General features: G+C 63.5%; 11 protein-coding genes and 1 pseudogene. 6 read left to right on the forward strand and 6 right to left on the reverse strand.

The features are described from left to right. Positions 1-52 precede the first annotated feature (52 nt). From AB8841_RS14785 to AB8841_RS14795, 3 genes and pseudogenes are all read left to right on the forward strand, one after another. On the forward strand, positions 53-460 hold the full coding sequence (locus AB8841_RS14785) for a CidA/LrgA family protein (protein ID WP_370436593.1): 408 nt from the start codon (positions 53-55) through the stop codon (positions 458-460). Continuing rightward, a pseudogene (locus tag AB8841_RS14790) lies at positions 457-1,178 on the forward strand (LrgB family protein). The gene AB8841_RS14785 and the pseudogene AB8841_RS14790 overlap by 4 nt, the downstream one beginning before the upstream one ends. 96 nt (positions 1,179-1,274) lie before the next feature. Further along, positions 1,275-2,240, forward strand: coding sequence for a cation diffusion facilitator family transporter (locus tag AB8841_RS14795; RefSeq protein ID WP_370436594.1), 966 nt, complete (start codon positions 1,275-1,277; stop codon positions 2,238-2,240). 43 nt (positions 2,241-2,283) lie between these two features. Here the strand turns inward: AB8841_RS14795 and AB8841_RS14800 are convergent, their stop codons facing one another. Further along, positions 2,284-3,423: a CAP domain-containing protein gene (locus AB8841_RS14800; RefSeq protein ID WP_370436595.1), complete on the reverse strand. Its 1,140-nt coding sequence runs from the start codon at positions 3,421-3,423 to the stop codon at positions 2,284-2,286. A gap of 259 nt (positions 3,424-3,682) precedes the next feature. Between AB8841_RS14800 and AB8841_RS14805 the strand changes: the two genes are divergently transcribed. Next, positions 3,683-4,903, forward strand: coding sequence for an MFS transporter (locus AB8841_RS14805; RefSeq protein WP_370436596.1), 1,221 nt, complete (start codon positions 3,683-3,685; stop codon positions 4,901-4,903). A gap of 139 nt (positions 4,904-5,042) precedes the next feature. On the opposite strand, the gene AB8841_RS14810 is transcribed toward AB8841_RS14805, so the two are convergent. From AB8841_RS14810 to AB8841_RS14820, 3 genes are all read right to left on the reverse strand, one after another. Then, entirely contained in the window at positions 5,043-6,128 is a 1,086-nt protein-coding gene (locus tag AB8841_RS14810; RefSeq protein ID WP_370436597.1) for a bifunctional transcriptional activator/DNA repair enzyme AdaA, read from the reverse strand. Between the two features lie 179 nt (positions 6,129-6,307). After that, on the reverse strand, positions 6,308-7,597 hold the full coding sequence (locus tag AB8841_RS14815; protein WP_370436598.1) for a cytochrome c peroxidase: 1,290 nt from the start codon (positions 7,595-7,597) through the stop codon (positions 6,308-6,310). A 51-nt stretch (positions 7,598-7,648) separates the two neighbouring features. Further along, positions 7,649-8,506 (reverse strand): hypothetical protein, encoded by an 858-nt coding sequence (locus AB8841_RS14820; protein WP_370436599.1) that lies wholly within the window; start codon positions 8,504-8,506, stop codon positions 7,649-7,651. A gap of 128 nt (positions 8,507-8,634) precedes the next feature. On the opposite strand from AB8841_RS14820, the gene AB8841_RS14825 reads away from it, so the two are divergent. Next, entirely contained in the window at positions 8,635-9,294 is a 660-nt protein-coding gene (locus AB8841_RS14825) for a Fe2+-dependent dioxygenase (RefSeq protein WP_370436600.1), read from the forward strand. A 155-nt stretch (positions 9,295-9,449) separates the two neighbouring features. Here the strand turns inward: AB8841_RS14825 and AB8841_RS14830 are convergent, their stop codons facing one another. Continuing rightward, on the reverse strand, positions 9,450-10,070 hold the full coding sequence (locus tag AB8841_RS14830) for a TIGR02466 family protein (RefSeq protein ID WP_370436601.1): 621 nt from the start codon (positions 10,068-10,070) through the stop codon (positions 9,450-9,452). A gap of 128 nt (positions 10,071-10,198) precedes the next feature. On the opposite strand from AB8841_RS14830, the gene AB8841_RS14835 reads away from it, so the two are divergent. Further along, on the forward strand, positions 10,199-11,422 hold the full coding sequence (locus AB8841_RS14835) for an adenylate/guanylate cyclase domain-containing protein (protein WP_370436602.1): 1,224 nt from the start codon (positions 10,199-10,201) through the stop codon (positions 11,420-11,422). Positions 11,423-11,506: 84 nt separating this feature from the next. Here the strand turns inward: AB8841_RS14835 and AB8841_RS14840 are convergent, their stop codons facing one another. After that, entirely contained in the window at positions 11,507-12,484 is a 978-nt protein-coding gene (locus AB8841_RS14840) for a glutathione S-transferase family protein (protein ID WP_370436603.1), read from the reverse strand. Between the last annotated feature and the right edge of the window lie 57 nt (positions 12,485-12,541).

The following is a 12,541-nucleotide window of genomic DNA, read 5'->3' on the forward strand; positions in this document are numbered from 1 at the left end:
ACGGACGGTATATAGGACGGCATGAATTCACGTATCGTCGCTGAGGCCGCCCATGATCGTCAGTTTAACCGTCATTCTTCTTTGCCAACTCATCGGCGAGGTGGTGGTCCACGGCTTCGGCTGGCCTGTGCCGGGCCCGGTTCTCGGGATGCTGATCCTGCTTGCCGTCTTGAGCCTGCGTGACCGGGTCAAGAAAACGGTGCCTGAGTTCGGTCGCACGCTGGACTCGACGGGCAAGGGATTGCTCGCGCATCTGTCGCTCCTGTTCATCCCGGCGAGCGTCGGCGTCGTGCAGCGGCTGGATGTGCTGGAGACGCACGGGGTCGGTCTTGTCCTGGCCCTGGTCGTTTCGACTTTCGTGACGCTCGTCGTGACCGTGGTGGCCTTCGTGGTCGTGTCCCGTCTGAGCGGTTCCGCCATGGAGATCGCGGATGACGGCAAGCCGGGAGTGACGTCATGACCGATCAGGCCTTCTCCCTCTGGGTTTACCTCTCGCAGACACCGCTGCTCTGGCTCGTCGTGACGCTGGGCGCCTATGTGATCGCCGACCGCATCTCGCAAGCCTTCAGGCGACACCCCCTGTGCAATCCGGTTCTGATATCCGTCATCGCGGTTGCGCTCGTGCTCTGGGTTACGGGCACGGCCTATCCGGTCTATTTCGAAGGCGCGAAGTTCGTTCACTTCCTGCTCGGTCCCGCCACCGTCGCGCTGGCTATTCCGCTCTACGAGAACCGCCGAATTGTGCTGCGCGCCCTCGTGCCCATGGTGGTCGCGCTGGGCGTGGGCTCCGTAACGGCCATCGCGTCGGCGGTCGCGGTCGCGCAATTGTTCGACATGCCCCGCTCCATTCTCATCTCGCTGGCGCCGAAATCCGTCACGGCGCCGGTCGGAATGGGCATCGCGGAAACGCTTGGGGGCGATCCGGCATTGACGGCCATTCTCTCATGTTCACCGGCGTCATCGGCTCCGTCATGGTGACGCCGCTCATGAATGCCCTGCGCATGAAGGACTGGCGGGCCCGCGGCTTTGCCGTGGGACTTGCCTCTCACGGGATCGGAACAGCCCGGGCCTTTCAGGTGAACTCCCTTGCAGGCACATTCGCCGGCATCGCCATGGGGCTCAATGCCCTGGTCACGGCTCTGCTGCTGCCGATCGTGTTGAAATGGCTCATCGGATGATCATGGGATCGGGCCGATCCCGTCCGTACTAGGCGCGCCGCCGAGGAAACAGATTCCGAGTTCTGCTCGTTGGGCTTGTCGAGGAGCAAGCGGACAATGGCATCACAGAACTCATCCAGAAAGGTCATTTATGCGGCGCTCCTGGGCAATCTGCTGATTGCCGTCACCAAGTTCGTCGCAGCCGCCTGGACGGGAAGCTCGGCCATGCTGAGCGAGGGCGTGCATTCCCTCGTCGATACGGGCAACGAGCTGCTGCTTCTCTACGGGCTGCGCCAGGCGGCACGGCCCGCCGATGTCCATCACCCGCTCGGCTATGGTCGCGAACTCTATTTCTGGACCTTCATCGTCGCGATCATGATCTTCGCCCTCGGCGCCGGCGTCTCGCTCTACGAAGGCATCAGCCACATTCGCCGTCCGGTCCATGTGGAGGATCCGACCATCAACTACGTTGTTCTGGGGCTGTCGCTTCTCTTCGAGGGAGGGTCCTGGTGGGTGGCCCTCAAGGAATTCCGGCGTGCGAAGGGGAACCTGGGCTATTTCCGGGCCGTGCGCGAAAGCAAGGATCCGACGACCTTCACGGTTCTGTTCGAAGACAGCGCGGCTCTCGTCGGACTGACCATTGCGCTCATCGGCATATCGGCAGCCCACGCCTTCGAGATCCCTGAACTCGATGGCGTCGCGTCCATCGGAATCGGCCTCGTGCTGGCGTTCACGGCCCTTGCGCTTGCGCGGGAAACGAAGGGGCTCCTGATCGGCGAGTCGGCGCGCGCCGGCCTGCAGGACTCCATTCTCCGCATCGCCCAGGCCGATCCCGCCATCGAGCGCGCCAACGGGATCCTCACCGTTCATCTCGCGCCGAGGCAGGTGGTCGCCGCCCTGAGCATCGATTTCCTGGACGATCTGACGACGGCCGATATCGAGGATTGCGTTACGCGGATCGAGGCGCAGGTGAGGGAGCAACATCCCGAAATCCGCATGCTCTTCGTGAAGCCGCAGAGTGCTGGAACTTATCGAAAGCGGCATGGGAAGACAGTTGCCATGACCCAGAACCAGGACCGGTGAGGCAGGAGGCATCCTGCCTCATGGCGTCCTGTCTCGATCGCGGTCAGAACAGGAAATCCGCAGCGCCGATCATGGCTTTCTGCACGTTCAACAGCGTGATCGTCTGTCCGCCGGCCTTGATGACGACATCGTCCACCCGTCCGTCGCTGTCGGCATTGACCTGCGTGATCGACAAGGCGCTGAAATTCAGGGCATTGCCGCGCAGGTCGATATGGTCGACTCCATCCTGGAAATCCACGATCTTGTCGGAACCCCACTTTCCGGAAAAGCGGAACACGTCCGCATCGGCGCCGCCGGTGAGAGTGTCGTTGCCGGCTCCTCCGTCGAGCGTGTCCTTGCCGCCGTCACCGTAGATCTTGTCGTTGCCGGCGAGGCCATTGAGCTTGTCGTCTCCCGCATTGCCCTTGATCACATCGGCGCCCGGCGAGCCGTTGAGGGTGTTCGCGCCTGCCGTGCCGGTAATCGTCTTCACCATGACCGGGTCGACAAGATCGAGCTTCACGTTGCTGGCCCCGATCGTCACCTGCTTCGTTATGGGAGCGACGCCGCCGCCCGAATAGGTCACCTTGTAGGTGCCGGCCGTCAAGGCGAGGCTGTAGCCGCCTGCGCTCCCTGATGTCGTCGTATAACGCGTGCCGGTGGCGCTCACTGCAGTGACCGTCACGCTGCCCAGGGCCTCGCCGACGTCATAGAAACGGTCGCCGTCCTTGTCGTCCATGGTCACGCCGGTGAGAAACACCTTCGACCCGGACCGCGCGAAGTTCTCGGTGACGAAAGCGCCGTCCCAGCCCTGATAGGAACCTGTGTTGAAGCCGATCCCGATTTCGCGGAACGTGCCGTTCAGGATATTGGCCTTATGGCCGGGGCTGTTCATGAGATTGTCGTGCAGGAGCTTCACTTCGTCCTGGTAGCCTGAGGGGCTGCGGGTGCTGGCCCAGGCGATGTTCTCGGCCGAAGACCAGGAGCCGCTGAAGACATAGCCCGCGCTCTTCATGCGCGCCGTCGGCGTCGAGCCGTTCACGCCCGTGTGGGAGAACGTATCCGTCGCGATCATCCAGTTCGTGTGCGAATCGGAAGACGTGTTGAGGGCGCTGTTGAAGGCGAGCGGCTGTGCGCCGACCTTCGCCCGTGCGGAATTCACCAGTTCGAGCATGAGCTGCTCGTAGGCGGTAGCCTGTGCCATGAGGAATGCCCCTTATCGCCTCATCGTATTCGGGGCCGGTTCATCCAGCGCCCTTCGTCCGGATCTGGCTAGCGCCGGATTAGGATAAACTTGTGGCGGCAAGGGCCGGTTTTTGTAACCTAGGAACATTATCTATTGCCGACGTAACAACCCTGCCTTGCACGATCCTATGGGGGTCATGGGGAAACAATCTGGTATACAGCCGGTTCGGAAACGCCTTCCCGGCCGGGCGTCGCTTGGCCTAACCTCAAGAACGCCAATGGACACCAAGTCGCCTGCCTTTGCCGCCGCGCCGGTTCGGACCTCCATCGAGCGGGTGACCGTCCCGATCCTGGTGGCGATCAGCGTCTCCCATCTTCTCAACGACCTGATCCAGTCCCTGCTGCCGGCGATCTATCCGATCCTCAAGGCGAACTTCCATCTCGATTTCGGCCAGATCGGCCTGCTCACGCTCACGTTCCAGCTGACCGCTTCTCTGTTGCAGCCCCTGGTAGGTTCCTATACCGACAAGAAGCCGCTGCCCTTCTCCCTGGTGGTCGGCATGGGCTTCACGCTCATCGGCCTGCTCACCCTGTCCCGCGCGAGTTCCTATCCGCTGCTGCTCACGGGAGCGGCCCTGGTGGGCATGGGCTCTTCCGTGTTCCACCCGGAATCCTCCCGCGTGGCCCGCATGGCGTCCGGCGGGCGGCATGGGCTGGCTCAATCGGTGTTCCAGGTCGGCGGCAATCTGGGCTCGTCGCTTGGCCCGCTGCTTGCGGCCTTCATCGTCGTGCCGTTCGGTCAGGCGAGCATCGCCTGGTTCTCGGGCGTCGCGCTGCTCGCCATGATCATCCTGTTCAATGTGGGGCGGTGGTATCGGGCGAGGGTCGTGGATCTGAAGGCCAAGCCGCGGGCCGCAGCGACGACATCGCCCCTGTCACGCCGGCGCATCGCCGTGTCGATCACGATCCTGATGCTGCTCGTCTTCTCCAAGAACTTCTATACCGCCAGCATCTCGAGCTACTTCACCTTCTACCTGATCTCCAAGTTCCAGGTGACGGTGCAGGAAGCTCAGATCTACCTCTTCATCTTCCTCGGCTCGGTGGCGGCCGGCACGGTGATCGGCGGTCCCATCGGCGACAGGATCGGGCGGCGCTACGTGATCTGGATTTCGATCCTCGGCGTGCTGCCGTTCACGCTGATGCTGCCCTACGCCAACCTGTTCTGGACGACGATCCTCAGCGTGATCATCGGCCTTGTGCTCGCATCCGCATTCTCCGCCATCCTGGTCTATGCGACGGAACTCGTTCCGGGCCGGGTCGGTACGATCGCGGGGCTGTTCTTCGGGCTATCGTTCGGCATGGGTGGTCTGGGCGCTGCGGTGCTCGGGGAACTTGCCGACCTGACCAGCATCGAGACGGTCTACAAGGTCGTGTCGTTCCTGCCGGCGATCGGGCTTCTCACCTATTTCCTGCCGAAGATCGAGAGGGGCCGCGCCTGAGGCGCGGCCTACAGCATCGGACGCGGGGAGTGGGAACCGGTCTTGCACCCGATGCTCCCTTCCTAGAAAGAGCGCATCGTTTGAGCGGACAACCAGGTCCACTTTTCGCTAGCGCGGCCCGCTGGGTCCGCACGGCGCTCTAACGCGCAAGCTCCGGTTGCTCGTATCGCTGCGCGGCCGGCACCGGACCGGCGGCCATGCGCCGCTCGTGCTCGAGCAGCCATTTCTTGCGCCAGAGCTTGCCGCCGTATCCAGTCAGAGACCCGTCGGCTCCGATCACACGGTGGCAGGGAACGATGATGGCCACCTGATTGGCGCCATTGGCCCGGGCCACGGCGCGCGGCGCATCGGGGCGCCCCATGATGCGGGCGATCTCGCCATAACTGCGCGTGCTGCCTGCAGGAATCTCGCGCAGAGCCTTCCAGACGCTCTCCTCGAAGGCGCTGCCGCTCTGCACGATGGGGATGTCGAACGATGGAGACTGGCCGGAGAAATAGCGCTCGATCTGGAAGGTCAGCTCTTCGAGAACCGAGCTGTTGCCGAAACAGATCGGTCCGACGCGGGACTTCAGCCTTGCGATTTCCGTGGGAAGCGCCGCGCGCTCGGCGAACTCGAGCAGGTGCAAGCCTCGGTCGTCCATGATGGCCAGCATGGCGCCGATGGGGGTATCCAGCCATCGCGCCGTCAGGATGGTTCGCCCTGTCGCCCGCAGGGGCGCATCCCCGACGAGCTTCGTGATCGCCTCCCGAAATCCGCTCCCGGATTCATATCCGGCGTCCAGTTGCGCATCCATCACCGAGCCTCCTCGTTGCAGACGGTCGACTGCGTTCCCCAGACGTTGAGAGCGCGCATACTGGGCGAAGGTGACGCCGTATTCGCGTTGAAAGGCGCGGCGGACCGTCGACGGATCATAGCCGAGGGCCCGGAGGTCTTCGGCGTTCCATCGGCGCTCCGGCTCGGCTCTGATTTTCCCGCGCAGGGTGTCCAGAGCACCGCTCGCCGGCCGCTGACGCTCCAACGGCCTGCAGCGCAGGCAGGCGCGGAAGCCCGCATTCTGCGCCTCCTCGCAGCTTCCGAAGAAAGCCACGTTGTCGCGCTTCGGCTTGCGGGCCGGGCAGGTGAGGCGGCAAAAGATGCCGGTGGTCTTCACGCCGACATAGGCGAAGCCCTCATAGGAGGGATCGCGGGCGATCAGGGCGGCAAAGAGTGTGTCGTCGCTATGCATGCCTCTCTTATATCGCAGCCCTCAAGGACGTGCCGCCGGAAACGAGGCGTTGATTTTGTGAGGCTAGCGCATCGTGCGAAAAAGTGGCCCCGGTTTTTCGCAAGAACGATGCGCTCTTTCCAGGAAGGGAGCATCGGAGTGAATCCCAAAAGGGCAAATCCACTTTTTACGTCCGATGCTTAGTGCAAGGTGGCGGAGGCCACGTCAACGCTCAGTCGCATCTCCGGGTGGATGCCGCAGATGATGTCGTAATGGCCGGGCTGATCGAAGCCGAGGGTCACCGTGTCGCCGGGGTTCTGTCCGTCGGAATTGAAGTGCATGTTCCCACCGTCGATGCGCACATTGTGCGTGCGGGTGTCGTCGTTGACGATGCGCAGGGCTTCGCCAAGCTTCAGCAGAATGGCGCCGGGCGCGAAACGCTTGTCCTTCTGGCTCACGGTCGTGGTGGAGACCGCCTCGGCCGTTGCGCCCCAGGTCATGGTCTTTGGCGGCAGGCTTGCGGGGCGTGGCGGATCATCGCTCGAAATCGTGTTGAGGAATGCGACCAGCTGGGCGCGCTCGCCCTCGGTGAGGTCGATGGATTGCGGAAGGTCGGCCGAGAGAGTGGGGCGCTTCACGATACCCTTGGCGTAGTGGTCCACCACGTCCTCGAAGGTGGCGAGCGAACCGTCATGCATGTAAGGCGCGCTCCACACGCGCTCGCGCAAGCTCGGGGTCTTGAACGCATGGTCGGCCGCTTTCACGCCGAGGATCGGGCCGCGCCCCTTGTCCGCGCCGGCAAGCCCGATGTCGTGGAAGGCTTCGTCCGTGAAGCGCCAGCCCTGATGGCAGGCGACGCAGCCGGCTTTCCCGACGAACAGCGAGAGACCCGCAAGTTCGTCCTTGTCGAGGGCCTCGTCATTGCCCTCGACCCATCGATCGAAGCGCGTTTCCGGCGAGACCAAAGTGCGTTCGAAAGCGGCGAGCGCCTTTGCGAGGTTCTCCCGTGTGACGGCGGGATCTTCGGGGAAGGCGGCCCGAAAGGAACTTTGCATCAGCGGATCGGCGGCAAGCGTCCTGATGGCGCTTTGCAGGTCTCCTGCCATCTCACGCTTGTTCTCGATCGGGATCGCGGCCTGGGCCTCCAGGCTCGCGGCGCGCCCGTCCCAGAACCAGGAGAGACCCCAGGCCATGTTCCAGAGCGGCGGCGTGCGCCGGTCGAGGGGACGACCGTCGAGACCGGGATGACGGTCGACTCCGTCGGAAAACGACAGCTCCCCCTGGTGGCAGGTCGCGCACGAGACGTTGCCGGACCCCGAAAGCCGCGTGTCCTCGAAAAGGGCGGCGCCCAGCTTCACCTTCTCGGGTGTCGTGGGGTTGTCCGCAGGCGCGGGGGCATGGTCGGGACGCGCGAAGGCCTGCCGCCAATGCTCGGCATCAAGGGCAGCGGGGGAGCCCGCCGCACCTCCTACCAGCGTGGCGACGATCAAGGCGGACCCGATCCGCCGCCGAATGTGCAGGCCTTTGCGCATCGTTGCGAGTTACTGAAAGTTCCCGAGCTGAAGTTCGAAATTGGCGATGGCGCTCAGGAAGTCGCTTGCGCTCTTGACCGGCTGCTTGGGAGGCATCACGGCAGGGAATACGGCCTTCAGCTCATCGAGGCTCGCCTTGAGGGCTTTTGCCGCCTCGGCATCCTTGGCGCTGGCGTCCTGCATCACGGTGCCCACGAGCCGATCGGCCTCGAACACGAAGCCGCGTGCGTCCTGGTATTCGACCACGTTCGCGATGCGGTTCTTCTCGATCGCCTCTTCATATTCGTCGGCGGCCTGCTGCAGGACCTCCAGGGCGGTTTCGAGCGTGAAGGAGAGTCCCTTCTCCTCCTTCGCGCGAACGGCTGTCTCCGCTGCGGCAAGGCGCTCGCCCAGGGTGGCGCGGGCGCGGGCATAGGCGTCCTTGTTCTTCGCCTTCACGGTCTGAGACAGCGACTTCAGGGCCGCCTGGAACGGCGCGATGTTGAAAGCCTTCAGATCGTCACGCAGGCTGGCATAGATCTCCTCTTCCGGGTGCAGGAAGTGGGGCAGGGCATCGGCCCAGCGGCCCGCCTCGACCAGCTCGTTGCCGACGATCAGATGGCCGCGGATCATTTCGATCCCGCGGTAAAGATGAAGAGGGGGAGCGAGCTTTGCGGCGCCTTCACCTTCGCCACTCTCGCCCTCGCCGCCGGCAGTCGCCGGTGCCGCGTGGCCCTGGTGAGCCTGGGCGAGCTGCAGCAGGTGCTGATTCGCCTTTGCCTCGACCACCGCATGAGAATGCAGCGGCATGCCCGCAGCCTGTGAGGCAACCGGAGCCGCGACGAGAACGGCGGTGCTCAAGCCCGCCCAAATCTTACGCTTTTTCATCTTTGTCCCCCTCCCAGCAGGTCAAGGCCGCTGGCGGCTAGTTTAGAAAACTTAAAAACTGTCATGCTTTACAAGCACTTAGCTACATCCTAAGAGACCCGAAGGCAAGTCTGAAGGTTGGGCGCACGATGTTGATCACCATTGCGGATGTTCTGTCTCCCGGCGAGATCGAGGAGATCCGCGCCACGCTCGGGTCCATGCGGTTCGAGGACGGCCGGTCCACGGCGGGGTGGAGTGCGAAGCTCGTGAAGGACAACGAGCAGGCGCGGGAAGGCGCCGCCCTTACGCTCCTGCGCGAGCGGGTCACGAAGGCCATTCAGTCGAACGAAGTCTTTCAGCTCGCCGCCCGGCCCAAGGCCCTGACGCCGCTTCTCTTCAGCCGCTACGGCCAGGGCAAGCAATACGGATCCCATGTGGACAATCCACTGATGGACGGGGTGCGCACGGATGTGTCGTTCACCCTCTTTCTGTCCGATCCCGAAGCGTATGAGGGGGGCGAGCTCGTCATCGAATCCGTCTCGGGCGAGGAGGAGATCAAGCTGCCAGTAGGCCATCTGGTGGCCTACGATTCCACGAGCCTTCATCGCGTCGCTCCGGTGACTCATGGAGAGCGCCTCGTGGCGGTGGGCTGGGCGCAGAGCTATATCCGCGACAGCGCCAAACGGGAGCTTCTGTTCGATCTCGAAACCGCGCGCCGCAACCTGTTCGCCCAAGCGGGCAAGACCCCGGAATTCGACCTCATCGCGAAGAGCAGCGCCAACCTGTTCAGGATGTGGGCCGAGGTGTGAGGGGGCCTTTCGCTCTCATCGCCGTTCCCGGCATCTGAGCCCCTGACCCGGCGGGTTCCTCGAGACGTGGATGGCCGGATTCAATCCGGCCATGACGCGACAGGTGAGGATACGGCGAGCGCCGGAAGCGAAACTGTGCCAAGTCCCGCTCGCCTCTATTGCCAGGAATAGTTGAAGCTGATGCTGATGCGCTCGCTGTCCGCCTCGTTGAGGGGCACCTCGTGGCGGAGCCAGCTCTCCCAAAGCATCACCGTCCCGGGCACAGGCTTCATATAGGCGAATTGCCGGTTCTCGGGCTTGGCCTTCGCCTTGCGGGGCGGCGCCGCCATCATGAAGCCGAGGCGTGGGTCCTCGAGCTTGAGCGCGCTCGCGCCTTCCGGGATCGTCACGTAATAGGTGCCGCTGATCACGGAATGCGGGTGGATATGAGACGTATGGATCCCGCCGGGCGGCAGGATGTTGATCCATAGGCTGTCCATGACGAGCTTGCGCCCCTGGAGATCGTACTCAAGCTCCTTGGCGAAGGAAGCCACGTGCTTGTCGACCTCTTTCAGCAGGTCCCCGAACACCGGCACTCGCCAGGGCAGGTCGTTGAGCGACGCGTAGGAGGTGTAGCCCGGATAGCCGTTTTTGGCGCACCAGCGCTGGCCGGCCTCGTCGTCCTCTGCGATGGACAGGCAGGCTCCTTCGAGTTCCGCGTTGCGGCGCTCGGCTTTCGCGCCCGTCAGTTCGGCGCGGTAGATCTTGGTGACGAAAAGCGTCTCGATGCTTGGCATGGTCCGGCTCTATGACGATGAGGGCGCCCTGTCAAAATGATTGCCCTTTTTGGAGCGCATAGCATCTTTTCTCACGTCATGCCTCCCCGCGTCTTGAAGGATCCGCGGGAACAACACACCTTGGCTCTATGATGTCGCTCTCCCCCCTGGCAGCCCTTCCGGACGACCTTCTGTCCCTGGCCCGCAGTCTCGACGTGGAAACCCTCCCGCGGGTCATCGCATTGCGGGACTGGCTCGTGACCACGGCGTCCCGGATGGAGGATTCGAACGAGGTTCTGGACGGGTTCCTCCACCGGCTGATCGTTCTGGGCCTGCCGATCGACCGGGCTGTATCGGCCATCGAGGCGCTGCATTCCGAATATGCCGGGATCGGGCGCTTCTGGACCCGAGAGGACGGAACCATCGTCCGCTATCTCCCGCATGGCGACCGGCGCGAAACGATCTATCAGACAAGCCCCTTCGCCCATGTGAACCGCACGGGCGAGTGGCTCATCCTCGACCTCGCCGAAACGCCCGACGATCTGTTCCCGATCATTCCGGAGCTGAAGCAGGCGGGATATCGTCATTATCTGACGATCCCGATCAGCTTCACCAATGGGGCGCAGAATGCCATCTCGTTCGCCACTCGGGCGCCCGAGGGCTTCGGGCGGCAGGGATTGACGATTCTTCGCCTCGTGATGCCGTCCTTCGCGCTCGTCACGGAACTGCGAGCCACCAGCAACCGGCTGGACGAGGTTCTGCGGATCTATGTCGGCGACGAACCCCACAGGGCCATTCTCTCGGGCGCCATTCAGCGCGGGCAGGTGACGCGCATCCGCTCCGCGATCCTCTTCGCGGACATGCGCGAATACACGCGCATATCTTCCTCCTTGAGCCCCGAAAGCGCGGTGGACCTGCTGAACAACTACTTCGACTGTCTCGTGCCGCCCATCGAGGATGAGGGGGGAGAGGTGCTGAAGTATCTGGGCGACGGGCTTCTCGCCATCGTGCGCGATCGCGGCGACGACACCGGCGGCGCGGCGCAATCGGCCCTGACGGCGGCAACCAAAGCCTTGCGGCGCATCGAGGCGGCGAACAACGAGGGCCGCTTTCCCGTGCAGATCAATGTCGGCCTTGCCCTGCACCATGGTGACGCGGCCTATGGCAATGTGGGCTCGGGCCAGCGCCTTGATTTCACGGTGATCGGACGGGACGTGAACCTTGCGAGCCGGATCGCCGATCTCAACAAGCGCCTCGGCGAACCGCTGCTCATGTCGAAGCCCTTCGTGGAGCACCTATGGGGCAATCCCCATCCGCTCGGCACCCATGCGGTCGAAGGCTTCGAGGAAGAGGTCGAAGTCTACAAGCCTTGAGGTTCTGCACGAGAAAGCGACGCCGGTTTTTCGCACCAAGCGGCGCACGGGAAGAGATCCGATGCCACGTAACTGGAAACAGCCTTAGAGCCGCTCGCGACCGTGCGGCGCGTCGAGATCCATGAGAGGGCCGAGCGGAACGATGCCGGTTGGATTGATGGTCTTGTGGCTCTCGTAGTAATGCGCCTTGATGTGCTGCATGTTCACCGTCTCGGCGATGTCGCCAGTCTGGTAGACATCGCGCAGGTAGCCCGACAGGTTCGGATAATCCGCGATCCGTCGCAGGTTGCACTTGAAGTGTCCCACATAGACCGGATCGAACCGCACGAGCGACGTGAACAGTCTGATATCCGCCTCGGTCAGAGCACCGCCGCAAAGATAGCGCCGCGAGGCGAGGCGCGCATCGAGCCAATCCAGCGTTTCGAAGAGGGGGTGGATGGCTTCCTCATAGGCCTGCTGGGCGGTGGCGAAGCCCGCCTTGTAGACGCCGTTGTTGACGGTGTCGTAGATGCGCGCGTTCAGTTCGTCGATCTCGACCCGCAGGTGTTCCGGGTAATAGTCGCCGGGTGTTGCGCCGAGGCGATCGAAGGCCGCGTTGAACATGCGCAGGATCTCGGCGGATTCGTTGCTGACGATGGCGGCCTTCTCCTTGTCCCAGAGCACGGGCACCGTCACACGGCCCGTATAGGAAGGTTCCGCCGCCGTGTAGATCTGGTGGAGATAGTGGGCGCCATGGATCGGGTCCGGGATCGTGCCGGGGCCCTCCTCGAAGGTCCAGCCATTCTCCAGCATGCGCCAATGCACCACCGAAAGGCCGATCATCGCCTCCAGGCCCTTGAGCTTGCGCATGATCAGCGTGCGATGCGCCCAGGGGCACGCCAGAGAGACGTAAAGATGGTATCGCCCCGCTTCCGCCGGAAATCCGCCCGTTCCTGTAGGGCCCGGCGCGCCGTCCGGCGTGATCCAGTTGCGAAAAGCCGTGCTGTTCCGGACGAATCGCCCACCGGTGCTCTTCGTGTCGTACCACCGGTCCTGCCAGACCCCGTTGACCAGCAACCCCACCAGATCTCTCCTTCGATGCCGCCTGATCCGGCCCCGATAGGGCTCTTTCAGGCATTC

It is taken from the genome of Microvirga sp. TS319, assembly GCF_041276405.1.
GTDB lineage: Bacteria > Pseudomonadota > Alphaproteobacteria > Rhizobiales > Beijerinckiaceae > Microvirga.

Coding starts and splice junctions, on each gene's coding strand:
- AB8841_RS14810 (WP_370436597.1), bottom strand. CDS start 6,128: ATGCATAGCGACGACACACTCTTTGCCGCCCTGATCGCCCGCGATCCC.
- AB8841_RS14805 (WP_370436596.1), top strand. CDS start 3,683: ATGGACACCAAGTCGCCTGCCTTTGCCGCCGCGCCGGTTCGGACCTCC.
- AB8841_RS14795 (WP_370436594.1), top strand. CDS start 1,275: ATGGCATCACAGAACTCATCCAGAAAGGTCATTTATGCGGCGCTCCTG.
- AB8841_RS14820 (WP_370436599.1), bottom strand. CDS start 8,506: ATGAAAAAGCGTAAGATTTGGGCGGGCTTGAGCACCGCCGTTCTCGTC.
- AB8841_RS14830 (WP_370436601.1), bottom strand. CDS start 10,070: ATGCCAAGCATCGAGACGCTTTTCGTCACCAAGATCTACCGCGCCGAA.
- AB8841_RS14835 (WP_370436602.1), top strand. CDS start 10,199: ATGATGTCGCTCTCCCCCCTGGCAGCCCTTCCGGACGACCTTCTGTCC.
- AB8841_RS14785 (WP_370436593.1), top strand. CDS start 53: ATGATCGTCAGTTTAACCGTCATTCTTCTTTGCCAACTCATCGGCGAG.
- AB8841_RS14825 (WP_370436600.1), top strand. CDS start 8,635: ATGTTGATCACCATTGCGGATGTTCTGTCTCCCGGCGAGATCGAGGAG.
- AB8841_RS14800 (WP_370436595.1), bottom strand. CDS start 3,423: ATGGCACAGGCTACCGCCTACGAGCAGCTCATGCTCGAACTGGTGAAT.